Here is a 26549-nt window from a genome sequence, read left to right on the forward strand (position 1 = left end):
AGATCACCGGGACTTGCCGAGGATCATGACGACCCCGACCACGACGACCGCGATCACACCGACGACCAGCAGCAGCTTCAGCAGACCCGCGACCATCGGGACGACCAGCCCGAAAACCACATAGATTGCGAGCAGCACGCCAAGAATGCTCAGCACGATTCGACCCATGCGCTCCACGGTACGTCGCGGCCAGGCGCCCCGCGACGCGGTTACCGGCCGCATCGGGTAACGATCAGGTGGCGATCACCGTACCGTTGAGGCATGAACGGCGCAGCGGCCCGCATCCTCGTGGTGGAGGACGATCCCACCGTCGCCGAGGTGGTGGCGAAGTACCTGGAGCGCGACGGCCACACGGTGGACTGCGTGGGCGACGGCGCGGAGGCGCTGCGCCGGGCCGTCGCCGACCCGCCCGACCTGCTGGTGCTCGACCTGATGCTGCCCAAGATGGACGGCCTGACGGTGTGCAGGAAGCTGCGCGAGCGCCGGCCCATCCCGGTGATCATGCTGACCGCGCTCGGCGACGAGATGGACCGCGTGGTCGGCCTGGAGACCGGCGCCGACGACTACGTGACCAAGCCGTTCAGCCCCCGTGAGCTGGCCCTTCGGGTGCGCTCGGTGCTGCGCAGGGCGCGCGGGGCCACCGTCCCGGCCGGCACCGGCGTGCTGGCCGACGGCGACCTGCGGGTCGATGTGGGCGCCCACGAGGTACGGCTGGCCGGCCGCCCGGTCACGCTCACCGCCCGCGAGTTCGACCTGCTCGTCTACCTGATGCGCAACCCCAGGCAGGCGTTCGGCCGCGCGGCGCTGCTGGACCAGGTGTGGGGCTGGTCGTTCGGCGACTCCTCCACCGTCACCGTCCATGTACGGCGGCTGCGCGAGAAGATCGAGCCCGACCCGGCCGCCCCGCGCCGCATCGTCACCGTGTGGGGCGTCGGCTACCGGTACGAACCACTGGACGGCGGGTGATCTGGCAGACCCTCGCCGCGGCGGCCGGGTTCGCGCTGCTGCTCGCCGGGGCGGGCGTGGCCGTGCTGCGGCTGCTGCGCGGCCGGTCCATCGGCGTGATGTTCGCCGTGGTCGCGGTGATCACGGTGGTGGCCACGCTCGGCGGCGTGCTGGCGGTCACGCTGCGGATGCTGCTCCAGGGCGACTCGCGCGACGTCGTGCTGACCGTGGTCGCGGTGGGCGGGATCGTGGGGGTCGGGGTGGCGCTGGTGATGGCCAGACGGGTGGTGCTGGCCAGCCGGCGGCTGGTCGGCGCGGTTCGCGAGGTGTCGGCCGACGGCGGCGGCTTCGCCCCGCCCGAGGGACTGCCCGCCGAGCTGGACACGATCGCCGGCGCCCTGGACGAGGCGTACGCCCGGCTGCGCGCCGCCCGCGAACGCGAGCGCTCCCTGGAGTCGGCCCGCCGCGAACTCGTCGCCTGGGTGAGCCACGACCTGCGCACCCCGCTCGCCGGCATCCGGGCCATGGCCGAGGCCCTGGAGGACGGCGTGGCGGGCGACCCTGAGACGATCGGCCGCTACCACAGGCAGATCGGCCTGGAGGTCGATCGGCTGTCGGCGATGGTGGACGACCTGTTCGAGCTGTCCCGCATCCACGCCGGCGCGCTGCGCCTCGCCCCCTCCCGGATCGACCTGCGCGACCTGGTCGCCGACGCCCTCGCGGGGGCCGAGCCGCCGGCCCGTGTCCAGGGTGTACGCCTGAGCGCCGACCCCGGCCCGCCGATCGCCGTACGCGCCGACCCGAACGCCCTCGGCCGCGCGCTGCGCAACCTGGTCGCCAACGCGATCAGGCACACGCCCCCGGGCGGTGAGGTGCGCGTCAGTGCCGCCGCGCGGGGCGAGCGCGCCCGTCTGTCGGTCGCCGACGCCTGCGGCGGCATCCCCCCGGGCGACCTGCCCCGCGTCTTCGACATCGCCTTCCGCGGCGAGACGGCCCGCACCCCTACCCCGGACGGCGGCGGGGCCGGGCTCGGCCTGGCCATCGCCCGCGGCATCGTGGAGGCTCACGACGGGGTCATCACCGTCGCCAACGACGGACCCGGCTGCCGCTTCGACATCGAGATCCCGCTCTGGACCCCTTGAAAGTTATCCACAGAGGCATTGTGGATAACCCTGTGGGCTGCGCGGAGTTGCCATCCCGGTCACGGGGCGGTTGGGCTTATAAACCAGCAGTAATGGGACAAAGTCCCCTAATTTCCGCCGTCTTGTTATCCACAAGTTATCTGTGGATAACGCTCAGGCGGGCTTGCGGGCCGAGAGCACACCGCCGGGGCCGCGGTGTTCGCCGCAGCCTTCAGCGTGGTCTTCGGCATGGCCTTCGGTGTGGCCTTTGGCGTGCTCTTTGGCGTGCTCTTTGCCGTGGTCTTCCGGCGGGCCCTGATCGATGGGCCGGGCGCGGCGGTTCCACCAGGGGGCGTCGAGGGTTTCGGCGACCGCGCGGAAGGTCGGGCACGGCCAGCGCCACATGCAACTGCGGCAGCGCATGATCGGGTTGGCGGCGTCGCTGGTGATGCCGCCCGCGTCGCGCGGCCGGTGCAGGTCGAGCAGACGCATGACGAGCCCGGCGAAACAGCGCACCTCCTCGCGGGCGACCTCAAGGAAGACCAGGTCGTGCGCGGAGAGCGGGGTGCTGATCGTCGCCGCCCCCTCCTGGCCGGGTGGCGGGCACGATGGCATGGCGCGTTCGCGCCACGAGGTGGCCTTCTCGGTGCGCTCAAGGGTCGCCTGAAGCGACTCCTTGAGCCGGAGACATTGTGGATCTTCCGGTTGATCTGTTTTCATCTTTTGTTGACGGCCGAAACACCGCCCGACGCCTGCCCTTCAGTTGCGAAGGCACGACAGGACGCGAAGCCCCGTAGACTCCTGCTGCCGGCCAAGCCGATGTCGCTCTGCGTCAATCTTTGCGCACCCAGAGTTTCCGTGGGGCGTGAATCGGGGACAAAGGCCGGACGACTCCCCGGCAGGCCGGATCTGCCGGAGAGCGTGACCCGGAGCCTTCGCGGCGCTAGTGTGCCCGCTGTGGAGCTAAAGGTCTCGACTCGATCACATGCCGGTCACGCCGTGATGGCCGTCGCCGGTGAAATCGATCTGTATACCGCGCCCCGCCTCCAGGCGGAGTTCACCAAGCTGCTCGAAGGCGGGCCCTCGCGGGTGGTCATCGACATGTCCGGCGTCGACTTCTGCGACTCGACGGGCATGAACGTGCTGCTGTCCGCGCTGAAACGGCTCAAGGAGCACGGCGGGGCGCTGGAGGTCGCCGCACCCCGCCCGGCGGTACGCAAGATCCTCCAGGTCACCGGGCTCGACTCGGTCTTCACCGTGCACGATTCGGTGCCGAGGGAGATGCCGATCTCCGAGTCCTGACCGCTCGCCCGCGGCTAGCATCGGTCACCATGGACACAGCGGTGATCATTCCGGCCAAGGACGAGGCCGACCGGATCGGCGCCACCGTGACGGCGGCCCGCGCACTGCCGGGCGTCGACCTGGTGGTGGTGGTCGACGACGGCTCGGCCGACACCACCGGCCGGGTGGCCAGGGCGGCCGGGGCCCGCGTGGTCCGGCACAGCCGCAACCGCGGCAAGGCCGCCGCCATGGAGACCGGCGCCGAGGCCGTCCGCCTGCTCGACCCCGAAGAGGCCGGGCAGGCCAGGTACCTGCTGTTCTTGGACGCCGACCTGGGCGAGACGGCCGGTGCCGCCGCGCCGCTCACCGAGCCGGTGCGGGCCGGTGAGGCCGACATGACCATCGCCGTCTTCACCACTCGGGTCAAGCTCGGCGGTCATGGCCTGGTGGTCGGCCTGTCCCGCGACGGCATCAAGAAGGCCACCGGCTGGACCGCCGCCCAGCCGCTGAACGGCCAGCGCTGCCTCACCAGGGCCGCGTTCGAGGCGGCCCGCCCGCTCGCGCACGGCTTCGGCGTCGAGACCGGGCTCACCATCGACCTGCTGCGCCGCGGCTACCGGGTGCGCGAGGTCGAGGTGGACATGGCCCACCGGGCCACCGGGGGCGACTGGCACGCCCAGCTCCACCGCGCCCGCCAGTTCCGCGACGTCACCCGCGCCCTCCTGGCCCGCAGAGCACTGCCCCTCCCTTCACGCTGAGCACTTCGCCATATCCGTCCCCGCGACGCTCCTGCCCCGCAGGGGACTGCCGGCCTTGTCGTGCTGAGCGGTTTCGCGGCATCGGCCGTTTCGGTGCTGGAGTCTCCTCTGTGACATTCCTGGTCCTTGGGCGTTGCCGGTCTCCTCGGGGCTGAGCGCTTCGCGGCATCGGCGGTATCTGTCCGGGAATCTCCCCGCGACATTCCCGGCCCGTGGGGCGTTGCCAGTGCCCTCGTGCTGAGCGCTTCGCGGTGTTGGCGGTGTCTGTCCTGGAATCTCGTGCAGGACATTCCTGGTCCGTGGGGCGTTGCCGGTCTCCTCGGACTGAGTGGCTTCGCGGCGGCGGTGGTATCTGTGCTGGAATTCCCCAGTGACATTCGTGAGGTCGCCGCTGGCGTTGATGGGTGCGAGCGTGCTGCTCATCGTGGTGATCGGGGTGCTGGGGCCGTCCGCGATGGTCCCGGGGCTGGACGGGCCCGCGTGGCAGCCGCCGTACTCGCTGGGGCTGCGCCCCGCGGGGACGTTCGTGATCGCGATGGCCGCGGTGGCGCTCGTGCTCGGTGCCGTCGGCCTGGGCGCGGCGCTGCGGGCGGTACGGCAGGGCCGGTGGGCACAGCCGGCGCTCGGCCGATGGCTCACCCTGGCCGGGTGCGTCGCCGCCGGGGTGCTCGCGCTGCTGCCCCCCTCGGGCTCCTCCGACCACCTCAACTACGCCGCCTACGGCCGGATCGCCGCCCTCGGCCACGACCCCTACACGACCACCCCCGCCGAGTTGCCGCAGGTCGCCGGGTGGCCCGAGGAGTGGAAGAACACCCCGAGCGTCTACGGTCCGGTGGCCTCGGCGATCCACCTGCTGGCGGGCCTGGCGGGCGGCGGGTCCGTGCGGCTGACGGTGTTCGCGCTGGAGGTCGCCAACGCCGCCGCGTTCATCCTGACCGCGCTGCTGATCCACCGGCTGACCCGCGGCGACGCGCGGGCCGCGCTGCTGTGGGCGGCCAACCCGCTGGTCATCTACCACCTGGCCGCCGGGATGCACGTGGACACCTTCGCCGCGCTCGCCGTCGTCGCGGCGCTGGCCACCGGGGTCGGTACGGCCGGCCGCCGCGCGGGCACCGGCGCGCTGATCGGCCTGGCGATGGCGGTGAAGATCAACGCGGGCCTGGTCGCGCTCGGCCCCGCCTGGGCGCTGCGCCGCGCCCCCGTGAAACTGGCGGTGGTCGCCGCCGTGGCGACCGCGACCGTGGCCGGGACCTACACGCTGGCCGGGCCGTACTCGCTGGACCAGGTCGCGCGGGCCAGCCGGTCCCTGTCGCACGCCACGCCGTGGCAGTTGTTCCAGGGCGCGTTGCAGTGGCTGCTCGGCCCCGGCGGCTACACGATCTGGATCCAGCTCGCCTCGCTGGCGATGATCGCGGCCCTGGCCGCGCTGCTGCTGCGGGCCATGCCGGGGGAGGTGTCGGCCGCGCAGGTGGCGGCGGCCGTGGTGGTGGCCTACCTGTTCGCCGCGCCGTACGCGCTGCCGTGGTACGACGGGCTGGCGTTCGCGCTGGTCGCGATCATCCCGGCGGCCGGGGCGCTGGACGGTTTCCTGGTGGCCCGGCTGGCGGCGCTGTCGCTGGCGTACCTGCCCGCGCGGGTGGTGGACCAGCCTCCCGAGCTGGCCGAATGGCTGCTCGAAGTGGTCAGGAAGCAGGCGGCGCCGTGGATTCTGCTGGCCGTGACCGCGGCTCTGGCGGTGTGGGCGTGGCGGGCCCGGCGAGTTGCAGCGCCCGTACCGCCGCCGCCAGTGTCAGCGGCACCGCGAACGTGAGCGCCATCGCCGGGATGGCCACGCCGGAGTCGTTGACCAGGAACCCGGCGAGCGCGCAGCTCAGCATCCCGAACAACGCCGGGCGCAGGCTCGGCGCGCGCCGGTAGAGGAGTTCCAGCGCGGAGGCCCCCCAGTTCGACGGCCTGGCCAGGACGAAGAACAGGAACGCCAGCGCGGCCACCGACAGGATCGTCAGCGGCACGTTGCCCAGGGTGCCGATCATCGCGCTCAGCTTGCGGCCGAGCACCGGCCACGCCTCGCCGTCCAGCACCTGCTGGAAGAACGCCCCCAGGTGGGTGCGCCGGTCGGCGGGCCGCCGCCAGTCCAGGAACGCGAACAGCGTGAGCAGCGCCGCCGCCGCCACCCCGACGACCACCAGGCGCGACACCGACAGCTTGCGGCCGGACAGCAGCGTCAGGAACACCGCGACGCCGATCACGAACGCGGGCACCCCGCCGAAGTCGGCCCCCCACGACGGCCACCCGTCGGCGAACACCGCCAGCAGGCCGTACCCCCCGCACACCACGAGCGCCAGACGGCGTCTGCCCCGGCTGACGAGGGGGTGCGCGAGCCCGGCCAGCAGCATGATCGAGGCGGTGGCGAACACCGCGAACGCGATGTTGCCGAACCCGTAGAAGCGCCCGCCGGTGACCGGTTCGTAGCCGGTCACCGCGTTGATCTGGAGCTGGGAGCCGTTGGCGACGTCGAGCATCAGGCCCAGCGAGGTCACCCCGGCGACCACCGTCAGCGGCCCCAGCACCGCGTGCCGCCAGGGCCCGGCGAAGGCCAGGCCGGTGATCAGGAAGGCGAACCCGAGGATGGTCGCGATCAGCCCGGCCATCGCGCTGCCGGTGCTCCACCACGGCACCAGTTGTGCCAGGAAGCTTGACACCGCGACGGCCGCGCTGACCACGGCGACGACCTGCGTGGCGGCCAGCAGCCGCGAGCCGCCCTTGCCCCGCCGTACGGCGATGGCGGCGGCCAGGTAGAAGAGCACCTGGACGATGACCAGGGCGATGTAGAAGGGCGTGCGGACGGTACGCAGCACCTGGCTGGCCAGGTCGGCGTCGGAGAGTTCGCGCACGGTCGCGCCGCCGGGGGAGTTGACATGCCAGGGCCGGCCGCTCACCCCGGCCGGGGGCTCCAGGCCGGCCAGGTACATCGCGGTGGCGGTCAGGTCGGTGATGGTGACCAGGCCCTGCTGGCGGGTGGAGGAGGCGGTGAGCCGCCCGGCGTACCGCTTGCCGTCCGGCGCGGGGCCGTGCGCGATGGCCACGTGCAGGTGGGCGGCGGTGGAGATGTCGGAGATGCCCGCGACGAGGACCGAGGCGCTCGGTGGCAGCCGGGCCAGCAGCGTGCCGATCTCGCGGTCGGCGGTGGCCACGGCGTGCTCCCTGGCCTGCTCGGTGGGCGGGATGGGCTCGCCGCTGCCGTCCACGCCACGGTCGATCCAGGCCCTGGCGAGTTCGTCGGCCTCCATCACGATCAGGCGGTAGGGGGTGAGGTCGTCGATGCCCTCCGGCGTGGCCGAGTATTTGGCGATATTTCCGCTCTTGTCGGCCGCGCCGAGGGCCGCGCCGGGGCCGATCGCCGCGACCTTCCACCCGATGTCCGCCAGCGCCTGACCGAGCGCCCCGATCCGCGCCCGGTATGACTGGTCGTCGTTGAACGCCCGCAGGTTGTCCCAGCCGGGCACCCGCGCGCCGCCGTCCGCGGTGGGCTCGGGCAGCGGCGGCAGCCCGCACCCGGCCCCCGGCGCCCCCGCGCGCTGGCCCGCCGAGATCGTCAGCCAGCCGGACACCGGGCAGGTGATCGCCCGGTCGGGCGGCGGGATGGTACGTGTGGACAGCGACCCCACCGCGCCCTCGGCGGCCAGCTTCCAGAGATTGGGGGTGGTCGCCCGGTCGATGTCCGACCACTCCAGGCCGGGGACCCCGATCACGGCCACCGGCACCGGAGCCGGACGCGCGGCGGCCTCGGCCGTGCCCCCGGGGGCCGCCAGGCAGAACAGCGCGGCCAGCGCCGCCAGCACCGCGGCGGCGCGGGGGGAGCGGAGCGAGCCGTACGCGGTGCGGGCGTCCGGGCGATGCATGTGATGCCGCTCCTTAGTGCTTGCCTGCTTGTCCGGGTCTACCTGTGCTCGGCCCGGCTCCGGCGGGGGGCCGTCCCTGCCTCGCCCGCGCCGGTTCAAGGCTCCACGGTAACCTCCCACGTCGTGAAGACTGGCGAGGTGTCCTCCGTCGAGCCCACCGTCACGAAGGCCGCGTGGCGGTGGTGGGCGTGGCCGCCCGCCGTACTGCTCGTGGCCGCGGCGGTCGCGCCCCTGGTCGGCTACTGGCTTTTCAACGTAGACGACCAACGGCTCGTCGATCTCGATGTGTACCGTACCGGGGGACAGGCCATCCTGGACGGCCGTCCGCTGTACGAGTTCATCACCCCGGCCCCCCAGCTCCTGCCGTTCACCTACCCGCCGGTCGCCGGGCTGCTGGCCACGCCACTGGCCGCGCTGAGCTGGCCGGTGGCGCAGTGGGTGTGGACCGTGGGGATCTTCCTGGCGCTCGCGGTGACCGTCGGCCATGCCTTCCGCCCTGCGATGACCCGTGCGACGACCCGTGCCAACGGCCTCCGCAACGGCCTCCGCAACGGCCTCGCGACGCCGCTGCTGTTCGCCGCCCTGATGATCGCCTGCACCTACCTGATGCCGATCAGGGACCAGGTGCGTTTCGGCCAGGTGGACATCCTGCTGGTCGCGCTCTGCCTGGCCGACTGCGTGGCCCGCCGCCCGTGGTGGCCGCGCGGGCTGCTGATCGGGATCGCCACCGCGGTCAAGCTCACGCCCGGGGTCTTCCTGATCTACCTGCTGATCACGAGCTGGGGCCGCGACCACGACAGAGGGCAGCGCCGGACCCTGTACGTGGCGGTCCTCACGGCGGGCCTGCTGACCGTCCTGCCGTTCCTGGTCATCCCGCAGGACGCGGCGCAGTTCTGGTTCTCCGCGCTGCTGGACAGCGACCGGCTCGGGGCCAACACCGGCACCACCAACCAGTCCATGCGCGGCATGCTGCTGCGGCTCTACTGGCCCGAACCGCTCAGCACCGGGCTCTGGCTCGCGCTGGTCGCCGCGGTCGGCTGGTACGGCTACCGCCGCGCCCGCGAGGCCCTGGCCGCCGGCGACACGCTCACCGCGGTGGCGCTCACCGCCCTGATGGCCGTACTGCTGTCGCCGGTCGCCTGGATCCACCACCTGGCCTGGGTCGTCGTGGTGCTCGGGGCCCTGGTGGGCGACGGCCGGGACCGGGTGCGCCTGTGGGTCGCGGGCGGGGTGTGGCTCTACTACGTCGTGCCGATCCCGTGGTGGGGGGTCACGATCAGGGCCGCCGAGATACCCGTGGTCAGCCCGGTGATCGGCAGGATCGTGCAGAACGCCTTCGGGCTCGGCGCGCTCGGCCTGGTCTGGCTGCTCGGCTCCTGGCTGCCCCGGCGGCGGGCGCGGCTCGACGACGAACGGGCGCGGCTCGACGATGAATCGGACAGGTAGAAATTCGGGTTCACCACGCCGCGCAGTGGCTACCCTGGTGATATGTCGAAACTCGCCTATCTGGGGCCCGAGGGCACCTTCAGCGAGGAGGCCCTGCGGATCCTGGCGCCCGAGGCCGAGCGTCTGTCCTGCCCCAATGTGGGGGCGGCGCTCGAAGCCGTACGGCGTGGCGTGGCCGACGCCGCGGTGGTCCCGCTGGAAAACTCCCTCGAAGGCGGCATCGCCTCCACGCTCGACGAGCTGGTCCGTGGCGAACCGCTGCTCATCACCGCCGAGCTGCTGCTCCCGGTCCGCTTCTCGCTTCTCGCCCGGCCGGGCACCGAGATCGGGCACATCAAGCGCGTGCTGACCCACCCGGCCGCGCACACGCAGTGCCGCGGGTTCATCGCCCGTGAGCTGCCCGACGCCGTGGTGATCGCCTCCGCGTCCACCGCCGCCGCCGCCCAGGAGGTGGCGCTGCCCAGTTCGCCGTACGACGCGGCCATCGGCGCGGCCATCGCGGGCGAGCACTACGGCCTGCTGGAGATCGCCGCCAACATCGGCGACCGCGACGACACGGTGACCCGGTTCGTCATGGTGGGCAGGCCCGCCCCGCTGCCCGCGCCGACCGGCGCCGACCGCACCTCGACGGTCGCCTACCTGGCCGAAGACCACCCGGGCGCGCTGCTGGAGCTGCTGACCGAGTTCTCCGTGCGGGGGGTCAACCTCTCGCGCATCGAGTCGCGGCCCACCGGCGACGGCATCGGCAGCTACTTCTTCTTCTTCGACTTCGAGGGCCACGTGGCCGACGCCAGGGTCGGCGAGGCGATCTCCGGCCTGCACCGGGTGTGCGCCGACGTGCGGTTCCTGGGCAGCTACCCGCGGGCCGACGGCATCGCGCCGCAGATCCGGCGGGGCACCTCCGACGCCGAGTTCGCCGAGGCGGGGGAGTGGCTGGCCCGGGTCCGCGAAGGGCGCCTCTGAAGATCGCCGCGGGCGGGGGTCGCGTCCACGCGCGGCGCGGCCTTCCTCCCCGGTAGCCTTTGCCCTGTGATTGACCTGCGTACCCTCCGAGAAGACCCGGACCGGCTCCGGGCGTCGCAGCGCGCCCGGGGCGAAGACGACTCGATCGTCGACTCACTGCTCGCACTCGACGCGAGTCACCGTTCCGCGCTCAGTTCGTTCGAGAGCCTGCGCGCCGAGCAGAAGTCCATGGGCAAGTCGGTGTCCAGGTCGTCCGGCGCGGAGAAGGACGCGCTGCTGAGCCGGGCCAAGGAGCTGGCCGCGCAGGTCAAGGCGGCCGAGGCGGAGGCCGAGGCGCTGGCCGGCCGGCTCACCGCGGCGGTCGCCGCGGTGCCCAACCTGGTCGAGGAGGCCGCCCCACACGGCGGCGAGGACGACTACGTGGTGCTGGAGGAGGTCGGCGCGAAGCCGTCGTTCGACTTCGCGCCGCGCGACCACCTGGAGCTGGGCGAACGGCTCGGCGCGATCGACACCGAGCGCGGCGCGAAGGTCTCCGGGGCGCGGTTCTTCTTCCTGACGGGCGTCGGCGCCCGCCTCCAGCTCGGCATGCTCAACCTGGCCATGCAGCAGGCGGTCGAGGCGGGCTTCACGCCGATGATCCCGCCCGTGCTGGTCAAGCCCGACGCCATGCGCGGCACCGGCTTCCAGGTCGAGCACGACAAGGAGATCTACCACCTCCCCGAAGACGACCTCTACCTGGTGGGCACCTCGGAGGTGCCGCTCGCGGCCTACCACGCGGACGAGATCCTCGACGCCGCCGCGCTTCCGCTGCGCTACGCGGGGTGGTCCTCGTGCTTCCGCAGGGAGGCCGGCTCCTACGGCAAGGACACCCGGGGCATCATCCGCGTCCACCAGTTCGACAAGGTGGAGATGTTCTCCTTCTGCCGTCCCGAAGACGCGGCGGAGGAGCACCGCAGGCTGCTGGCCTGGGAGCAGGAGATGCTGGCCAAGGTCGAGCTGCCCTACCGGGTGATCGACGTCGCGGCGGGCGACCTCGGCACCTCGGCGGCGCGGAAGTTCGACTGCGAGGCGTGGATCCCGTCCCAGGGCCGCTACCGGGAGGTCACCTCGACCTCCAACTGCACGGAGTTCCAGGCCAGGCGGCTGTCGGTGCGCCACCGCGGCGAGGACGGCAAGACCCGCCCGGTCGCCACGCTCAACGGCACGCTGGCCACCACCCGCTGGATCGTCGCGATCCTGGAGAACCACCAGCGGGCCGACGGCTCGGTGGTGGTGCCGGCCGCGCTCCGCCCCTATGTCGGTCTCGAAGTGCTGGAGCCGGTGAAGAAATAGCCCGGCGCGGGGCTCAGTGGGTCCGTACGGGCCCGCTGGGCCCCTTCCCGTACTCCGGGATCATTTCCGCATCCCATGGCCGGAGAAGGGTTTTCAACGATCCTGACCGCGCCCGAACACCCCACTGATTCGCCCGCTGGAAGTTTTGCCGTTAGATGCGCGAAAGGCGAGGTTCGCTTTGAGCGAACCCCGCCCTTTACGGCGAAGCCGGTGACGTCGTCAGATACCGCGTACCTGCGACGCCTGCGGACCCTTCTGCCCCTGCGTGATCTCGAACTCGACCCGCTGGCCGTCTTCGAGGCTGCGGTAGCCGTTGCCTACGATCTCGGAGTAGTGGACGAAAACGTCCGGCGCGCCGCCGTCCGGGGCGATGAAGCCGAAGCCCTTCTCAGCGTTGAACCACTTGACGGTTCCCTGAGCCATTAAAGCTCTCCCTCAGGATGTGAAACTTGGGATCCACACCTCGTGAATCCCGGTGTGTCGTACAGCGCAGCCCCGGGGTGGCTCAGACAGTCAAGCTGGTATTCACAACGGGATCTAGCTAATACAACGTCAACATATCTAACACCATCCAGGGCCGTGGTGTTCCCACCATCGCAAAGTTTCCTCACCGAGCATGGTTCCGGGCAGACTGTAACCGTTATGACTAGACCCCGGCTGGTCGCCACCGACCTCGACGGCACCGCACTGCGTACCGATGGAACCATTTCTCCGCGTACGGCCGCGGCCTTCGCGCTCGTCGAGCGCGCGGGGGCGCTGCTCGTCTTCGTCACCGGCAGGCCGCCACGCTGGATGAGCGCCGTGGCCGCCGCCGTTCACCACCGTGGCCTGGCGATCTGTGCGAACGGCGCACTCGTCTACGATCTGCACACCGAGGCGGTCGTGGAGTCCCACCTGATCGCCTCCGGAGTGCTGCGCGAGGCGGTCGCGGCACTACGTGACCGGATGCCCGCACTCGCCTTCAGCGCGGAATATGCGGGTGGATTCGCACGCGAGGCCCGATTTCGGCCCGACGGTAGAGACAGTCGCACACCGGAAGGGCCCGCGGTGGACGATTCCGGCCTCGTGGCGCGGCCCTGCGCCAAGCTGCTGGCCCAGGACCTCACGATGGCCCCCGACCACCTGCTGACGGTCGTACACGACGTGGTGGGGCATCTGGTGACCGCCACCCACTCCAGCCGGGGGGACGGCATCATCGAGATGAGCGCGCGCGGTGTGACGAAGGCCACTTCGCTGGCGGCGCTCGCCCGGCGGCACGGCATCACCGCGCGGGAGGCGGTGGCGTTCGGTGACATGCCCAACGATCTGCCGATGCTCGCGTGGGCGGGCACGGCGTACGCGGTGGCCAACGCGCACCCGCGGGTCCTGGCCGCCGTCGATCAGGTGACGGCGGCCAACGACGAAGACGGCGTCGCGGCGGTGCTGGAACGGCTCTACAGCGCCGTACAGCCCCTTCCCTGAGGAGGGGAAGGTGGAGAGGGCGCCCCGGGCCGCTCAGCGCTTCTGAGCGGCTTCTGGGGGGCTTACCGGCTTATAGGGCCTACCGGCTTATAGGTACGGGCCGGACGCACGGTGCTGTTGCTGCTGCTGTAGATGCTCGTCGCCCTGCGGGAATCCGCCGGGCAGCGCCCGGCGCATCTGCTCAAGCTGGGCGCGGGCGGCCATCTGCTGCGCGAACAGCGTGGTCTGGATCCCGTGGAACAGGCCCTCCAGCCACCCGACCAACTGCGCGTGCGCGACGCGCAACTCCGCGTCGCTCGGCGGCTGATCGTCATTGGTGAACGGCAGCGACAGCCGTTCCAGCTCATCGACCAACTCGGGCGCGAGGCCGTCCTCAAGCTCCTTGATGGAGCTTTGGTGGATCTCCTTGAGCCGCTTGCGGCTCGCCTCGTCAAGGGGGGCCGCGCGGACCTCTTCCAGGAGCTGACGGATCATGCTCCCGATGCGCATGACCTTCGCCGGCTGCTCGACCAGCTCGGTGACCGACCGCTCCTCGGAGTCGCCGTTCTCATCCTTGACCGGGACGCCCTGAGGGTCCACGACCACGATGTGCGGGGTGCTCTCCTCAGCATTCATGAATCTCAACCTAGCTCACCGGACCAGCAGGATTTTCCCGAAGTGGGAGCCTTCTTCGAGCGCCTCGTGCGCGCGGGCCGCGTCGGCGAGCGGGACCGTGATATCCACCACAGGACGGACCGCTCCGGCGCTGATCAGCGGCCACACGTTGTCCACCACGCTCCGGACGATCGCGCCCTTCTCATCGACCGGGCGCGAGCGCAGCGTGGTGGCGTGGACGGAGCCGCGCTTGGCCAGCAGCGCGCCGAGGTCCAGCTCGCCCTTCGTACCGCCCTGCAAGCCGATCACCACGATGCGCCCGCCGGTGTTGAGGGCCCGCACGTTGTCCTTCAGGTACTTGCCGCCGATGATGTCCAGGATCACATCGGCGGTGAACGCCTTGGCGAAGTCGTCGGTGCGGTAGTTGACCCCGTCGTCCGCGCCGAGTTCGCGGCACCGGGCCAGCTTCTCCGCCGAGCCCGCGGTGACCACCACGCGCGAGCCGTACGCTTTGGCGAGCTGGACGGCCAGCGTGCCGATCCCGCTGGCCCCGCCGTGGACCAGCAGGGTCTCGCCGCGGCGCAGCCGCGCCGTCATGAACACGTTGGACCACACCGTGCAGGCCACCTCGGGCAGCGCGGCGGCGTCGGTCAGCGACACCCCCTCGGGCACCGGCATGAGCTGCTGCCAGGGGACCGCCACCCGCTCGGCGTACCCGCCGCCGGCCAGCAGCGCGCACACCTCGTCGCCCGGCGCGTACCCCTCGACGCCCGGCCCCACCTCCGCGACGATCCCGGAGCACTCCAGGCCCGGGTACGGCGAAGCGCCGGGCGGCGGGTCGTAGAAGCCCTTCCGCTGGAGCAGGTCGGCGCGGTTGACGGCGGAGGCGGCGACCTCCACCAGCACCTCGCCGGGACCCGGGCGCGGATCGGGCACCTCCTCCCAGCTCAGCACGTCTGGACCGCCGGGACGGGAGATGACGATGGCACGCATGCGGCCAACCTATCCGCCCGGCCCTGCCGCTGGACGGCCGCCCGCCGGATGACGAGAACTTGACGGTTGCCCTGTTGGTTGGAACGCGGGGCGATAATCTGCAATGTGTTTGCTGCACCTGATATGCCCAGCCCCTAGGGGGAAAACGGTGGCACGACACGATCGTGAGGATCCCCACTCGCTCGAAGAACAGCTCGCCTGGCTCGATGCGATCAAGGAGAACGAAGAGGCTCCGACCAGTGTCGTGGCCACTGCCGTGGACGACACCGTGGCCTCTCCCTATCCGAAGGATCCCTGGCTGGCGGCGGCCAACGAGACCGATCCGGCCGCGCTGTCCCGCGCCTCCGGCTCCACCGCCGAGGAGTGGAAGCAGGCGGCCGAGGTCTCCGGGGCCTTCACACTGCCGCCGGCCGCTCCCGAGCGTTCTGGGGGCGAGGAAGGCGCGGCGTCGGGCACGGGGGACGAGGGGTTCCTTGAGCCGCTGCGCCCGCTGCCCCGCCAGGAGGCCGCCGAGCCGCCACCGTCTCCGGCCCCAACACCATCTGACACATCGCAGGCGGTGTCGCCCCCGGTGCCATCTTCGGTGTCGCCCTCGGTGTCGGCTGAGGAGTCATCTGAGGTTGCGTCGCCGGACGCGGTGCCGCCGATGCCCCCGGCGGAGTTCGAGAGCGCGTTCGGTACGGTGCCGCCGTTGCGCCTGGGAGAGCGCGGCCTGTTCGAGCCGCCGGAGCCACAGGAGGCGGCCCAGCCCGCCGGCTCGCCCTCCACGACGGCGGAGGACCTTTCGCCCGCGGCGTCACTGCGGCTCCCGGAGGAGGAGCCCGGGGCGCAGGAGCAGAACCAATGGAGTTCGTGGAGCCCGCCGGCCCCCGCCACCGGCCCGACCAGCCCGACGAATCCCACCAATCCCTCACTCCCGTCCGAATGGTCGCTCACCCCGCCCACTTCCCCGGGGGTCTCTGAGGGCACTTCACCAGAGGTCCCGGCGGGCACTGATCCCGGCGGTCCGGAGACCGGCGAGCGCACGCCGTACCAGGCCCGCCGCCGCCTCACCGAGCCCCAGCCGCCCGCACCACCGGCAGCACCGGTAGCACCGGCCCCTCAGCAGCCGGAACGGCCTCCGGCCGCGCCGACGTTCAGCTCGGCCCCGGCCCAGCACTCCACCCGGCGCGCGCGTAAGCCGGCCTCCGCCGTCCCCGACCTGTCCGGCCGCCCCAACGCCGACAGCCTCGACCCCGACTCGCTGCTGCGCGGCCGGCGCAACGGCCCCTCGGGCGGCTGGCGCAAACTGGTCTACAAGGCGTCCGCCGGCTGGATCAAGCCCGGCGAGCCCGCCGTGGTACGCCGCCGCCGAGAGCTGATCGCCCGCGCCCGCATCCCGGTCGCCAGCGGCCACCACCGTGTCGCCGTGCTGAGCCTGAAGGGCGGCGTCGGCAAGACGACCACCACGGTCGGCCTGGGTTCGACGCTCGCGCAGATCCGCGGCGACCGCGTGATCGCCGTCGATGCCAACCCCGACCGGGGCACGCTCTCCGACAAGGTCGAGCTGGAGACGTCGGCGACCGTACGCGACATGCTCAACGAACGCGCCCAGATCAAGCGTTACGTGGACATCAGGGCATTCACCTCACAAGCCCCCTCGCGGCTGGAGATTCTGGCCTCTGACCGTGACCCGTCCGTGTCGGAGGCGTTCAGCGCGGGCGACTACCAGGCCGTCGCCCAGGTTCTGGAGAACTTCTACTCCATCTGCATCACCGACTGCGGCACCGGCCTGCTGCACTCGGCGATGTCGGGCGTGCTCGGCCTCGCCGACCAGCTCGTACTGGTCAGCTCCCCCTCGGTGGACGGTGCACGGGCCGCCTCGGCGACCCTCGACTGGCTGGAGGCCCACCACTACGAGGACCTGGTGCGCAACGCCAACGTGGTGCTGTGCAGCGTACGCCCGAGGTCGAAGTCGACGGTCGACCTGGACAAGCTGGAGGCCCACTTCGCGGCCCGCTGCCGGGAGGTCGTACGCGTGCCGTACGACCCGCACCTGGAAGAGGGCGCCGAGATCGACCTCGACCGCCTCCAGGAGGCCACCCGCGACGCCTACCTGCGCCTGGCCGCCTCGGTCGGCGACGGCTTCGCCCCGGTGCCCACCACGGTGGTCCACTGAAGGATCGGCGGAGGGTGTGGGATTCGAACCCACGAGACCATCGCTGGCCTGGCCGCTTTCAAGGCGGCTGCACTAGTCCACTATGCGAACCCTCCCGTAGACACCAACGATAGCGGTGCCGCCCCCCTGCTCGCGGCCCTTTATCGCCCTGCCGGTCAGTCAGAGTTGATCGAGGAGCCAGCGCGGGCCGGTCACCGCCGCGTTCAGTTCGCTCACCCGCCGCCGCAACTCGCGGTCCGCGGTCACGACCAGGACCCGCTCCCAGGCCGGGACCTCCCGTACCGTACGTACGATCGCGTCGTCACCGCTGCCCTCGGCCCGTACCACCCCGACCCCCGGAGGCCCGCCCACGCCGCGCGCCGCCCCCTCCACCACGGCGACCACCCGCGGGAACCACCGCGCCAGCCGTGGAAACCCCTCCGGCTCGGCCCGCAGCCCGTCGTCCGCCAGGTCCCGTACCGCCGACAGCAGCTTCGCCGCGGCCCCCGCCCGATCCCGCCACCACCCATGTTCGGCCCGCGCCCCGACGATGTTGGCGATGTCCAGCACGAGCACCACCGGGCTCAGCGCCGGCCGGATGGCCGGCCACGTCTCCGCGAACCCCGGATGCAGCCGCCGGTCCACGACCTCGTCGGCGGCGACCCACACCAGCTCGTCGCTCTCCGCACTCGCCGAGACCGGGAGCAGGCCCGCCGCCTCCGCGATGACCGTGTCGAAGGTCCACCCGCCGTGGTCGTCGTGGTACACCCCCTGCACCCGCAACCCCTCGCCGTCGAGCCCGGCCTCCTCCTCCGCCTCGCGCAACGCCGCGGTGACCGGATCCTCATGGCTGTCCCGCGCACCCCCGGGGAATCCCCAGGTGCCCCCGTAATGGCTCCACCATGACCGTTTCTGCATGAGGATGTAAGGCGTACCGGTCATGTCGTGATGAACGGCCAGCAGCCCCGACGCGCCGTGGACCCCCCAATGCCGATGCCCGCGCCCGCACTGAGCCCACCCGTCGCCGTCGTTGGCCGCCATGGGCACCATCTTGCCCCAGCCGTCAGCTCGCCACGGTTCCCTCACAGCGGATGACGGCGACCACATGGGGATCGCTTTACCTTCCGCCTCTGGAAAATCCCGGCCTTATTAGACAACCATCGCCAAACGGTAAGTGAGCCCACATTCAATTATCACCGCCTGGCAACCGGCCATCTTCCCTATACTGCGGCCCATTCAAAAGGGAAGGGGCGCCATGCCGGATAAAGATCGCTGGGCCACGCCACTGGGCATCGCCACCGCCCTGGTGGCGGTCGTCGGCACCGCACTGGCCGGCCTGGCGTACTGCGACAGCCACCGCACCACCGATATTGCGCTGGAAGACAAGCAAAAAGACGAAAAACTCGAATCAGGAGACCCGATCCTCGTCTCCGAAGGGACGTCCTGGCTCGGCCCGGCCTGGTACGCCAGCGACAAGGTCCATTCCGTCGGCGGAATGCGGTTCCCGATGAACGGCTACGAGATCATCCACTGGCTCCAGGCGAACACCATTCACCTGGGCGTCACCGGCACCGCGATCACGGTCACCGCTCAGCACGCCACAACGGCCCTCGTCCACGGAGCCGAGCTGAGCGACCTGAAGTGCGAGCCCCCCTTCAACGGCACTGCCGTCCGCCTCCCCGCCATCGGCGACGGCGGCGAAACCGCCCCACCGGTCACCATCGGCTTCAACCTCGACGCCCCACGCCCAGTTGCCCAGAACGTCACCCCCTCCGGCGCCCTCTCCGGCCCTTTCACCCACCAAGTCGCCCTCGACAAGGGCGACTCCCGCGAATTCGTACTCAACTTCACCACCACCGGCCGTTCCTGCACTTTCCGCGCCACCCTCACCGTCAGCTCCCAGGGCAGAAAACACGCCATCCCCATCCCCGCCACCTGGCGAACCGGCAAACCCTCCGGCTACCTCTTCAAAGTCACCGCCCCGGCCAAACCGTACGCCCGCGCCTACATCACCGAAGGCGGCTCCGACTGGCACTTCAAGCCCATCAACCCCCGCCACATCATCCCCGAGAACACCACCCTCACCTATACCAAAGACCGCTGACCGCTCACCGCCGCCACAGCCAATGGGTGGAATTGGGATATGACCGGTAAACATCCCCGCCCATCCGCCCGCTCGGCGATCACCTCTGCGGCGGCTGCCAAGGCCCGGCGAAACGCACGCGATACCAAAGCCCCCCAGGAAATGCCCAGAAGCCGCTGGAGAAGATGGCAGCGATCGATCTTTACGGCCTTCGCCCTCGTCGTGATCGCGGCCTCCTTATGGTCTGCCCTCGCCCGGCCCGCCCCCCAGTGGGCACAATGGGCCCTGATCGGCATCGCCGTGACCCTCGCCACCTGCCTGGGCGTCGCCTTCCTGATCGGCCCGGCGGCACGGAGGCTGGCCGGAGAGACGAGCCCGCTAACGGCATCCGAACGCGCGCAGATGACGCCCACCGAGCGGGTCGAGGCCATCAACGCCGCCCGTCACACACTCATCCAATCCGCGACCGGCCTCGTCGTGATCGGCGGCGTCGTGTTCACCGCGCTTGGCCTGTGGTACACCGCCCGCACCGTCGAAACCACCCGGGAAAGCCAGATCACCGACCGCTACACCAAGGCCGTCGAACAACTCGGCTCCACCAAACAGGACGTCCGCCTGGGCGGCATCTACGCCCTGCAACGCCTCGCCGGCGATTCACCCCGTGACCGCGAAACCATCGGCAACGTCCTGGCCGCCTTCGTCCGGGGCCACGACGCCTGCACATTGGCACCGAACCAGAAAACGCCGCCCAGGAGATGCACCGCCATCGACCTCGCGGAGATCTCCCGAATCCAGATCATCCGCCCCGAAGCCGATGTCCTGGCGGCCCTGAACATCGCCCCCACCCTGGCCACCACCGAGCCGGCCGATCTCTCCGAAATCCGTTTCCCCCGCATGGACCTCAACGGCTCGAAACTGCCCAACGCGAACCTGAACAGAGCCAACCTGCACGCGTCCAACCTGGCCGGCGCCCGCCTGACCGGCACGGACCTGAGCGGAGCCATGCTCCGCAGCGCAGAGCTGAGCCACGCGGACCTGAGCAAGGCCCAGATGGTCGGCACGGACCTGGGCAGCGCCATACTCACCCACACGAACCTGTCCGGCGCAAGCCTGCCCGGCGCCCACCTTCCCTACGCCACCCTCCACCACGCGAACCTGCGCGGTGCCAACCTGACCCGCGCCTACATGAAACATGCGGACCTGACCCGCGCCGACCTGACCGGCACCGACCTGACCGGCGCGGACCTACGCCAAATACGCGGAAAGACCGAACAGGAGATCCGAGCGGTGGCCAAGGTCGATTCCACGACGAAGTTCCGGTGACCCGGCTCCCACAAGATCTCCCCGCTGCGCCGCGCCGCGCCTTCCGAACTGCCCGCAGCCCTGCTTCTACCGGCCGGGACCGCCGGAATCACGTTTGCCGAACGAAACCAGCAGCAGCGTTCCGACGCTCGCCGCCCGTCCCGATAGGCAGGATGCACCGATCGCTGCTCGCCAGGTGACTTCATCAGAACCTGAGCCCTTTGAGGGGGCTGCCCGCCACACCGACGAGCCCAGTGAGATCGCGACGACGCCACCGTCCATATCGGCCCCAATGCGTGGAGGGGATCAGATACAAGGTCTCCTTCATACAGCACACGCACCACGGCTGTCGGCACTCCTTGACCCGCGAACCGTAGGTCAGCGCCATAGCGCGCCGGCACCGTCCCAGGTGTCAGCCGCCGCCCTTGCTGAAGTGTTGGTAGTCCTTGGTGCCGGACCAGGTGCCGCCCCATTCCCAGCCGAGGCGTTGGAAGGCGCGGACGACGCGGTCGCCGGGGTTGATCACGCCGGGCTTGGCGAGGGGGCGGGTGGCGAATTGGCGGGCGTTGGCGTGGGCGACGGAGCCGTCGGCGGTGACGTAGGGGTTTTCTCTGGGGTTGATGTCGATGGCCTGGCCGTAGGCGTGTTTGGACCAGTTGCCCGAGCCGGTGGCGGCGCGGCAGTTGAAGGCGGAGGTGTTGTTGGCCTCGATGGAGTCGAAATCGCTGCCGCGGTAGGCGTCGACGCGCTTCATTCGCTTGATGGGGAAGCGCCATTCGTACAACTGCTTGAAGACGGTCTCGATATCGTCGGTGACCGTGCGGTGGACGACGAGTTCGCCGGTGTGGGCCTTGTCGTCGAAACCCCAGTGGGTCAGGGTCACCAGGCGGAGGTCGTGTAGCGGGACCGGGCAGCCGGGGCGCCAGGAGTGGGCGACGTCGGCGCGGGTGAGCTTGGAGACCTTGGCGGTGTATTCGGGCGGCCCGGTCGGGCTCGGGGTCGGGCTTGGCATTGGTGTGGCGGGCGAGGGCGCGGTCGTCACCGGGGGCTGGGGGGTGGTGCCGCCGGTCGGGCCGAGCGCGTTGCCCGCGCCGCAGGCCGTCGCGAGTGCCAGGCACCCGGACAGCAGAAGCGTCGGCTGGAGTGTTCTCCCACGTGAGGCCACATACGCAGCTTAAGCGATGAGTGACCGGATCAGCTCTCAGGGTGATCGTGGTGGTGCAGCGCGTCGCCGATCCACAGGTGGGCGATGACCTGTTCGGGTGGCCAGTGCAGGCCGCGGATGGTGTAGATGAGTTCCCAGTACCGGTGGGAGCGTGGGTCGTGCTCGTCGTACTCCTTGCGCAGCGTCCGCCAGAGCGCCGCGTCGTACGGCCGGCCGCGTCCCTCCGCGTTGAGGGCGACGATGCGCGCCAGGATCGGCGCGGCGGCCGGTGAATCGGGCTTCACCCCGGCCTGGAGCGCGGCCGTGGCCTCCTCGATGATCCGCGCGCTGGCCTGCTGCCACGCCGCGAGGTCCATTTCGTCGGCGTTATCCCAGAAGTCGGAACCCTGGCCGCGCAGGCTTTCGCGGAAGTCGTCGGCGGCCAGGAGTTCGGTCAGCTCCAGCCAGGCGTCGAGCTGGTCGATGGTGGGCTCGTCCGGTAGTTCGGGCACCATGGCCTCGCGCAGGCAGGCGAACCATTCGTCCAGCGCGGTGTTGCCGCTCGCGACGTCGTCGGCGAAGTCGTTCGCCAGGCGGCGCATCTCCGCCGCGCCGTACCTGCCGAGGGAGTTGAGCCTGCGCAGGTCCTCGTCGGTCGGGTCGGCGCGGTCCAGGGTGGCGCGCAGTACCGCGCGGGTGCGTTGCAACGACCGGAGCCGCGTCTCGACCGCCTCCAGGTGGAGGGTGAGCACGTCGCGCAGGTCGCGGTCGCCGAGGCCGCGGATGGTGGCCAGGTCGACCCCGATCTCCCGCAAGGTCCTGATGACCTCAAGCCGGGCCCTGTCCTCCTCGCGGTAGAGGCGGTAGCCGGCGGGGGTGCGCTCGTACTCGGGGAGTACGCCGCTGTCGGAGTAGAACCTGATCGTCTTGATCGGTAGCCCGGAGAGCCTGGACAACTGGCCGATGGTGTACATATTCGCTTGAGCCTCCCGTAACTGGAGACTTTAGCGTGCCGCTCATGGCAAAGAAGATCAGTCGCGTAGTGAAGATCCAGGCCAGGGCCGGTGAGGCGAACCCGGCGTCGGTGGGCAAGGACCTCGGCCCGCTCGGCGTCAACCTGATGGAGTTCTGTAAGCGGTACAACGCCGCGACCCAGGACCTGCGCGGGTTCGACGTCACGGCGGTGCTCACCGTCTTCGACGACCGCTCCTTCGAGATGGTGACCAAGAAGCCGACCACGGCGTCGCTGCTGCGGCACGCCGCCGGGCTGGCCGCGGGGAGCCCTCGGCCCGGGCACGCGCCGGCGGGGACGATCACCCGGGAACAACTTCAGGAGGTGGTACGGGTAAAGATGTCCGACCTGAACACGGATGATCCCGCGGAAGCCGAGAAGATCATCGCCGGCACGGCGCGCTCGATGGGCCTGGTCGTGAAGGGGTGACGGTCGCTGGCCTGCGGCAACGCGAGCCAGCAAGATCTTTACTCGGAATTCGGCGAAAAACTCGCGCAGGTGTTCGATGCCGCGCTACAGTCGATGGCAATCGGATCGAACACCGGTTCGGACCACGATCTTACCTGCGAGGGGTGCGCCATGGGAAGAGCGATCATCGCGACGCCCGCCCCCGCGTGCGCCGCGACGCCTCCGGTGACATCTCCGGTGACGCCTTCGGTGACGCTTTCCGTGGCGCCGCACCTGCTGGTTTCGAAGGCTCCGGGCCGGCCGCGGGCGACACGCCGTAGCACTTTCTACGGAAATCTACGACGGCCGCTATATCCCGTCATAAAGTCCGAGAGCGTGGATCCCGTGCGCAACCCCTACGCCCCCGGGGCCGGGCAGCGTCCGCCCGAGCTGGCCGGCCGCGACCGTGAGCTCCAGCAGTTCGAGGTCGTGCTGGAACGGGTGGCCCGTGGCCGCCCCGAGCGCAGCATGGTCCTCACCGGGCTGCGCGGCGTCGGCAAGACCGTGCTGCTCAACACGTTCAAGTCGATGGCGATGCAGCGGCTGTGGGGCACCGGCAAGATCGAGGCCCGGCCCGACCAGTCCATCCGGCGCGCGGTCGCCGCCGCGATGCACATGGCGATCCGTGAGCTGGCGCCGCGGCACCGCGCCCCCGAGCGCATCGAAGACTTCCTCGGCGTGCTCAAGGCGTTCGCGATGCGCGACCCGTCGGCCGCCAAGGGCACCTCCCACTGGTCGCCCGGCATCGACGTGCCCGCGAGCCGGGGCCGGGCCGACTCGGGCGACCTGGAGATCGACCTGACCGAGCTGTTCGTCGACGCCGCCTCGGTGGCGACCGACCTCGGGGTCGGCATCGCCCTGTTCATCGACGAGATGCAAGACGTCCAGGCCGCCGACGTCTCGGCGCTGTGCGCGGCCTGCCACGAGCTGTCGCAGAGCGGCGGCCCGCTGATCGTGGTCGGCGCGGGCCTGCCCCACCTGCCGAGCGTGCTCAGCGCCAGTAAGAGCTACTCCGAGCGGCTGTTCCGATATACCCGCATCGACCGTCTCGACCGCGCGGCGGCCGACCATGCGCTGATCGCGCCGGCCGAGCGTGAGGGGGTCGAGTTCACCCAGGAGGCGCTCGACGCGCTCTACACGGCGGCCGACGGATACCCCTATTTCGTCCAGGCGTACGGCAAGGTCACCTGGGACCTCGCGCTCGGTTCGCCGATCACCGCCGACGACGTGCGGCTGGCGGCCCCCGAGGCCGAGGCCGAGCTGGCGGTCGGGTTCTTCGGCAGCCGTTACGAGCGCGCGACCCCCGCCGAGCGCGACTACATGCACGCCATGGCCTCGATCGGCGACGAGCCGGTGGCGACCGCCGAGGTCGCCGAGGCGCTGACCAGAAAGCCGTCCAGCCTGTCCCCGGCCCGCGACAGCCTGATCAAGAAAGGTCTGATCTACAGCGCCGAACGGGGGTTGATCGCGTTCACCGTCCCGCACTTCGGCAAGTTCCTTCGCGCGCAGCCCGTCTGATCGGTGTGGCCGAGCCGGCCTCCTAGACCTCTATACGGCTCTCTAGTGGGGAAGCTAGAGAGCCGTATAGAGCTATATCGAGCCGTACTCGGCTGAGTTCTGGGCTGAGTTCCCGGCTTGGTGCTGGGCTTGGTTCTCGGCTTTTATACGGCCTTCTAGCGTCAGGCCGATACGGCCATAGATTCCCGTAGCGGCTCTACCGGCGCGCCGTCCGCGCTCACCAACGCCGCCCGTACCGGCGGTCGCCGGCCGCTCAGGTAGACGGCGAAGACCACGTCGACCGGTGCCCCGTCGGGCGTCCGGTCGGCGAACGCGAAGAACCGCCAGCACAGCTCCCGCCAGGTGTCCATCGGCTCGCCGCCGGTGAGCAGCATCCGATGGTCGTCCCAGGCCGCGCTGGCGCGCAGCCGGGCGAGCGCGGTGCCCGGCGCGAGCGGGCGCTGCTCGCACGGCGCGCGATGCCGGAGCCGGGCGACCGCCTCCTCCAGCTCCGGCGAGAGCGCGGCCAGCAGGGCGAGGCCCACCGCGGTGCATCCCGCCATCGTCCAGGTGATTCCGGACATCGCCGCCCATCCGGTGCCGGGGTACGCGAGCGTGCCGACGGCCATCGCGGTCAGCAGTACGGTCCGGCCGATCGAGCGTACGCCGATCGGGCGCGAACTGACCTCGCCGAAGCAGCCGCACCCCACGTCGGGACGCCGCCGCCGCAGATCGACGAGCACATAGGTGGACATGGCGAAGAATCCCACCGCTGCCCAGCGGAAGAGTGGATATGTCGTGAACGTCATCCCGGCGGCGAGCGTCAGCTCACCCGCCGCGCATATGGCGAGCGCCGGCGCACGCCAGCGTTCGGGTACTAGTACGGCCGGTCCGAGCCTGGTCAGCCCGCCCGGTTCGGCGTCGGCGCGGATCGTTGCCACCTTCGCGGCACTCCCCAGCGCCAGCAGTAACACCACCAGCGGCAGTTGCGCCGTGGCGACCGTCGCCGGCATGTCACCCCAATCCGATCCTGGCATTGAAACACCCCTTGATCAGGTCTCCACCCAGTTCGACGAAAGAGACGGGCGACACTTCCGCGATCCTGCCGCGCGGTGAGGTGTCGCATTCCACGCACCGGTCACAGAACCGCCCGGCGAGGCAGCCGCAGGCGACGATCGGGATCGACATCGCGCGCCCGGTGCAGGTGTTCTGCACGTTGAGCAGCGAACCCAGCGCGAGGTACGGCAGGCCCGCGCACGATGTCCCCGCGTCGTCGCATCCGCTGTCGGACCGTTCCAGCATCGGGTAGGCGGCTCCGTGGCCGTCGCCCGAGATGTGCTGGTCCGTAGTGCCTTGTCGGTCGTCCGATAGGCGCGTGTTCTCCGTTCGGTGTCCGTCCCGTGCTCGGTGTCCGCTCTCCGGGATGGCGTCCGACCAGGTGACCGTGCCGGCCACGCGGGACTGCGCCCCGCCGTACGCGGGAGGCGGGACCGGTACGGCCCGCGCCCGGTAGGGCGGTTGCGAGGTGGCGGGCAGCCGCGCGGACAGTACGTCGCCCTCGCGCACGCCGATCGCATCGAAGAGGTACCCCGGCTCGAATTTCGGATGCCGTACTCGGAGCCTTCCGGATGCCCGATAAGGGATGACGATCGTGTGCCGGCCCCGGTGCGGACCGGCGTCCAGTTCCACTAGCTGGTCCTTGCCGTCGGTACGGATCGACACGATCGTCCCGGTGATCCGGGTCGTGTCAGCCCATATCCGGTCAACGACCTTGCCTTCGTGAACCGTACGCATGATCACATTCGTCCCCGCGGGCAGATCCGTGACGGCCACGTCACCGCCGCGCCATGCGACCGCCCAGGGGGCGACCACCAGGCGCTCCTCCGCCCCGTTCCCGGCCTCGACGACGATCATGTGCGGGCTCGCGTCGAGGATTCGCCCGGTGACCGCGCGCAGCGGCTCTTGGCCGCCGTCGGAGCTCTCCGGCCGCTCGGGGGTACGCCCGAGTACGGCCGCGGCGAGGGCGCGACGCCGGTGAACGGTGGTCGGGTCGGTCATCCGCCTGTCCCAATCGTTTTTCTGGTCGTCCGTGCGCGCCGGCCCTCACGGTACACGAGCGGTACGCGGGGCC

At 70.7% G+C, this 26549-nt stretch carries 24 protein-coding genes and 1 tRNA gene; 14 read left to right on the forward strand and 11 right to left on the reverse strand.

The window, feature by feature from the left end:
* Positions 1-3: 3 nt before the first annotated feature.
* Positions 4-168: a hypothetical protein gene (locus ACH34R_RS38875; protein WP_158578413.1), complete on the reverse strand. Its 165-nt coding sequence runs from the start codon at positions 166-168 to the stop codon at positions 4-6.
* 93 nt (positions 169-261) lie between these two features.
* On the opposite strand from ACH34R_RS38875, the gene ACH34R_RS38880 reads away from it, so the two are divergent.
* Positions 262-966: a response regulator transcription factor gene (locus ACH34R_RS38880; protein WP_397566600.1), complete on the forward strand. Its 705-nt coding sequence runs from the start codon at positions 262-264 to the stop codon at positions 964-966.
* The gene (locus tag ACH34R_RS38885) at positions 963-2087 is read left to right on the forward strand and encodes a sensor histidine kinase (RefSeq protein WP_397566601.1); all 1125 of its coding nucleotides are present in this window, start codon (positions 963-965) and stop codon (positions 2085-2087) included. Before ACH34R_RS38880 ends, ACH34R_RS38885 begins: the two co-directional genes overlap by 4 nt.
* 153 nt (positions 2088-2240) lie before the next feature.
* Here the strand turns inward: ACH34R_RS38885 and ACH34R_RS38890 are convergent, their stop codons facing one another.
* Positions 2241-2786 (reverse strand): hypothetical protein, encoded by a 546-nt coding sequence (locus tag ACH34R_RS38890; protein ID WP_397566602.1) that lies wholly within the window; start codon positions 2784-2786, stop codon positions 2241-2243.
* Positions 2787-3023: 237 nt separating this feature from the next.
* Between ACH34R_RS38890 and ACH34R_RS38895 the strand changes: the two genes are divergently transcribed.
* The 6 genes from ACH34R_RS38895 to serS all read left to right on the forward strand — a co-directional run bounded on the left by ACH34R_RS38895 (position 3024) and on the right by serS (position 11748).
* A complete protein-coding gene (locus tag ACH34R_RS38895) occupies positions 3024-3368 on the forward strand; it encodes an STAS domain-containing protein (protein ID WP_199564885.1) in 345 nt (114 codons plus the stop codon).
* A gap of 29 nt (positions 3369-3397) precedes the next feature.
* Complete coding sequence (locus ACH34R_RS38900) at positions 3398-4105, forward strand: glycosyltransferase family 2 protein (protein WP_397566603.1); 708 nt, start codon at positions 3398-3400, stop codon at positions 4103-4105.
* 370 nt (positions 4106-4475) lie between these two features.
* Positions 4476-5915 carry a hypothetical protein gene (locus tag ACH34R_RS38905; RefSeq protein WP_397566604.1) on the forward strand — a complete coding sequence of 480 codons (1440 nt, stop codon included), beginning with the start codon at positions 4476-4478 and terminating at the stop codon, positions 5913-5915.
* 2215 nt (positions 5916-8130) lie between these two features.
* Entirely contained in the window at positions 8131-9453 is a 1323-nt protein-coding gene (locus ACH34R_RS38910; protein ID WP_397566605.1) for a glycosyltransferase 87 family protein, read from the forward strand.
* Between the two features lie 42 nt (positions 9454-9495).
* Positions 9496-10416: a prephenate dehydratase gene (gene pheA, locus ACH34R_RS38915; protein ID WP_397566606.1), complete on the forward strand. Its 921-nt coding sequence runs from the start codon at positions 9496-9498 to the stop codon at positions 10414-10416.
* A gap of 66 nt (positions 10417-10482) precedes the next feature.
* Complete coding sequence (gene serS, locus ACH34R_RS38920) at positions 10483-11748, forward strand: serine--tRNA ligase (protein WP_397566607.1); 1266 nt, start codon at positions 10483-10485, stop codon at positions 11746-11748.
* A 219-nt stretch (positions 11749-11967) separates the two neighbouring features.
* Here serS and ACH34R_RS38925 read toward each other — a convergent pair whose 3' ends face one another.
* On the reverse strand, positions 11968-12171 hold the full coding sequence (locus ACH34R_RS38925; RefSeq protein WP_111170261.1) for a cold-shock protein: 204 nt from the start codon (positions 12169-12171) through the stop codon (positions 11968-11970).
* A 219-nt stretch (positions 12172-12390) separates the two neighbouring features.
* Here ACH34R_RS38925 and ACH34R_RS38930 point away from each other — a divergent pair, with 219 nt between their 5' ends.
* Positions 12391-13209, forward strand: a complete 819-nt coding sequence (locus tag ACH34R_RS38930) for an HAD family hydrolase (RefSeq protein WP_397566608.1) — start codon at positions 12391-12393, stop codon at positions 13207-13209.
* Between the two features lie 87 nt (positions 13210-13296).
* Here the strand turns inward: ACH34R_RS38930 and ACH34R_RS38935 are convergent, their stop codons facing one another.
* Entirely contained in the window at positions 13297-13824 is a 528-nt protein-coding gene (locus ACH34R_RS38935) for a bacterial proteasome activator family protein (RefSeq protein ID WP_397566609.1), read from the reverse strand.
* Between the two features lie 15 nt (positions 13825-13839).
* Entirely contained in the window at positions 13840-14796 is a 957-nt protein-coding gene (locus ACH34R_RS38940; protein WP_397566610.1) for an NAD(P)H-quinone oxidoreductase, read from the reverse strand.
* Between the two features lie 148 nt (positions 14797-14944).
* On the opposite strand from ACH34R_RS38940, the gene ACH34R_RS38945 reads away from it, so the two are divergent.
* Positions 14945-16954: an AAA family ATPase gene (locus ACH34R_RS38945; RefSeq protein ID WP_397566611.1), complete on the forward strand. Its 2010-nt coding sequence runs from the start codon at positions 14945-14947 to the stop codon at positions 16952-16954.
* A gap of 8 nt (positions 16955-16962) precedes the next feature.
* On the opposite strand, the gene ACH34R_RS38950 is transcribed toward ACH34R_RS38945, so the two are convergent.
* A tRNA-Ser gene (locus ACH34R_RS38950) sits at positions 16963-17049 on the reverse strand.
* A gap of 64 nt (positions 17050-17113) precedes the next feature.
* Complete coding sequence (locus ACH34R_RS38955) at positions 17114-17974, reverse strand: NUDIX domain-containing protein (RefSeq protein ID WP_397566612.1); 861 nt, start codon at positions 17972-17974, stop codon at positions 17114-17116.
* 133 nt (positions 17975-18107) lie between these two features.
* Between ACH34R_RS38955 and ACH34R_RS38960 the strand changes: the two genes are divergently transcribed.
* Together ACH34R_RS38960 and ACH34R_RS38965 are read left to right on the forward strand one after the other, a co-directional pair.
* Entirely contained in the window at positions 18108-19037 is a 930-nt protein-coding gene (locus ACH34R_RS38960; protein WP_397566613.1) for a hypothetical protein, read from the forward strand.
* Positions 19038-19076: 39 nt separating this feature from the next.
* Positions 19077-20339 carry a pentapeptide repeat-containing protein gene (locus ACH34R_RS38965; protein ID WP_397566614.1) on the forward strand — a complete coding sequence of 421 codons (1263 nt, stop codon included), beginning with the start codon at positions 19077-19079 and terminating at the stop codon, positions 20337-20339.
* 391 nt (positions 20340-20730) lie between these two features.
* On the opposite strand, the gene ACH34R_RS38970 is transcribed toward ACH34R_RS38965, so the two are convergent.
* Together ACH34R_RS38970 and ACH34R_RS38975 are read right to left on the reverse strand one after the other, a co-directional pair.
* On the reverse strand, positions 20731-21483 hold the full coding sequence (locus ACH34R_RS38970) for a M15 family metallopeptidase (RefSeq protein WP_397566615.1): 753 nt from the start codon (positions 21481-21483) through the stop codon (positions 20731-20733).
* Between the two features lie 29 nt (positions 21484-21512).
* On the reverse strand, positions 21513-22436 hold the full coding sequence (locus ACH34R_RS38975; protein ID WP_397566616.1) for a MerR family transcriptional regulator: 924 nt from the start codon (positions 22434-22436) through the stop codon (positions 21513-21515).
* 44 nt (positions 22437-22480) lie between these two features.
* Here ACH34R_RS38975 and rplK point away from each other — a divergent pair, with 44 nt between their 5' ends.
* Both rplK and ACH34R_RS38985 read left to right on the forward strand, forming a co-directional pair.
* A complete protein-coding gene (rplK, locus tag ACH34R_RS38980) occupies positions 22481-22903 on the forward strand; it encodes a 50S ribosomal protein L11 (protein ID WP_397566617.1) in 423 nt (140 codons plus the stop codon).
* Positions 22904-23257: 354 nt separating this feature from the next.
* The gene (locus ACH34R_RS38985) at positions 23258-24439 is read left to right on the forward strand and encodes an AAA family ATPase (RefSeq protein WP_397566618.1); all 1182 of its coding nucleotides are present in this window, start codon (positions 23258-23260) and stop codon (positions 24437-24439) included.
* Between the two features lie 161 nt (positions 24440-24600).
* On the opposite strand, the gene ACH34R_RS38990 is transcribed toward ACH34R_RS38985, so the two are convergent.
* Both ACH34R_RS38990 and ACH34R_RS38995 read right to left on the reverse strand, forming a co-directional pair.
* A complete protein-coding gene (locus tag ACH34R_RS38990) occupies positions 24601-25455 on the reverse strand; it encodes a MauE/DoxX family redox-associated membrane protein (protein ID WP_397566619.1) in 855 nt (284 codons plus the stop codon).
* Positions 25433-26476: a hypothetical protein gene (locus ACH34R_RS38995; RefSeq protein ID WP_397566620.1), complete on the reverse strand. Its 1044-nt coding sequence runs from the start codon at positions 26474-26476 to the stop codon at positions 25433-25435. Before ACH34R_RS38995 ends, ACH34R_RS38990 begins: the two co-directional genes overlap by 23 nt.
* Between the last annotated feature and the right edge of the window lie 73 nt (positions 26477-26549).

The organism is Spongiactinospora sp. 9N601, assembly GCF_044326295.1.
Lineage (GTDB): Bacteria > Actinomycetota > Actinomycetes > Streptosporangiales > Streptosporangiaceae > Spongiactinospora > Spongiactinospora gelatinilytica.

Coding starts and splice junctions, on each gene's coding strand:
- ACH34R_RS38990 (WP_397566619.1), bottom strand. CDS start 25,455: ATGCCAGGATCGGATTGGGGTGACATGCCGGCGACGGTCGCCACGGCG.
- ACH34R_RS38975 (WP_397566616.1), bottom strand. CDS start 22,436: ATGTACACCATCGGCCAGTTGTCCAGGCTCTCCGGGCTACCGATCAAG.
- ACH34R_RS38935 (WP_397566609.1), bottom strand. CDS start 13,824: ATGAATGCTGAGGAGAGCACCCCGCACATCGTGGTCGTGGACCCTCAG.
- ACH34R_RS38890 (WP_397566602.1), bottom strand. CDS start 2,786: ATGAAAACAGATCAACCGGAAGATCCACAATGTCTCCGGCTCAAGGAG.
- ACH34R_RS38995 (WP_397566620.1), bottom strand. CDS start 26,476: ATGACCGACCCGACCACCGTTCACCGGCGTCGCGCCCTCGCCGCGGCC.
- pheA (WP_397566606.1), top strand. CDS start 9,496: ATGTCGAAACTCGCCTATCTGGGGCCCGAGGGCACCTTCAGCGAGGAG.
- ACH34R_RS38880 (WP_397566600.1), top strand. CDS start 262: ATGAACGGCGCAGCGGCCCGCATCCTCGTGGTGGAGGACGATCCCACC.
- ACH34R_RS38940 (WP_397566610.1), bottom strand. CDS start 14,796: ATGCGTGCCATCGTCATCTCCCGTCCCGGCGGTCCAGACGTGCTGAGC.
- ACH34R_RS38900 (WP_397566603.1), top strand. CDS start 3,398: ATGGACACAGCGGTGATCATTCCGGCCAAGGACGAGGCCGACCGGATC.
- ACH34R_RS38955 (WP_397566612.1), bottom strand. CDS start 17,974: ATGGCGGCCAACGACGGCGACGGGTGGGCTCAGTGCGGGCGCGGGCAT.
- ACH34R_RS38875 (WP_158578413.1), bottom strand. CDS start 168: ATGGGTCGAATCGTGCTGAGCATTCTTGGCGTGCTGCTCGCAATCTAT.
- ACH34R_RS38965 (WP_397566614.1), top strand. CDS start 19,077: ATGACCGGTAAACATCCCCGCCCATCCGCCCGCTCGGCGATCACCTCT.
- ACH34R_RS38925 (WP_111170261.1), bottom strand. CDS start 12,171: ATGGCTCAGGGAACCGTCAAGTGGTTCAACGCTGAGAAGGGCTTCGGC.
- ACH34R_RS38930 (WP_397566608.1), top strand. CDS start 12,391: ATGACTAGACCCCGGCTGGTCGCCACCGACCTCGACGGCACCGCACTG.
- rplK (WP_397566617.1), top strand. CDS start 22,481: ATGGCAAAGAAGATCAGTCGCGTAGTGAAGATCCAGGCCAGGGCCGGT.